The 459-nt window shown below is 53.2% G+C and carries 2 rRNA genes; both read left to right on the forward strand.

Annotation, left to right across the window (positions count from 1 at the left end):
- Nucleotides 1–163 (forward strand): 23S ribosomal RNA (locus MST27_RS22265); the annotation flags it as partial.
- 155 nt (nt 164–318) lie between these two features.
- Nucleotides 319–434: ribosomal RNA gene (rrf, locus tag MST27_RS22270) — 5S ribosomal RNA — on the forward strand.
- Nucleotides 435–459: the final 25 nt, after the last annotated feature.

Below are 459 nucleotides of genomic sequence, written 5' to 3' on the forward strand. Positions count from 1 at the left end.
CCGCTGAAAGCATCTAAGCGGGAAACTTGCCTCAAGATGAGATCTCACTGGAGCCTTGAGCTCCCTGAAGGGCCGTCGAAGACTACGACGTTGATAGGTGGGGTGTGTAAGCGCTGTGAGGCGTTGAGCTAACCCATACTAATTGCCCGTGAGGCTTGACCATATAACACCCAAACAATTTGATGTTTGCGTGTCAGACGGTTGAAGTCGACAAACAAACCGAAAAGACGCATCGCTCGCAAAGCGAAACCGATACAGCAACACCTTCACATGCCCGATTCGGGGAAGCGACTCAACACCGACTCCCCAGCCGAATTGCTTGACGACCATAGAGCGTTGGAACCACCTGATCCCATCCCGAACTCAGAAGTGAAACGACGCATCGCCGATGGTAGTGTGGGGCTTCCCCATGTGAGAGTAGGTCATCGTCAAGCTTCTACACCAAACCCCCGATCGTCG

It is taken from the genome of Stutzerimonas marianensis (assembly GCF_022810315.1).
Taxonomy (GTDB): domain Bacteria; phylum Pseudomonadota; class Gammaproteobacteria; order Pseudomonadales; family Pseudomonadaceae; genus Stutzerimonas; species Stutzerimonas marianensis.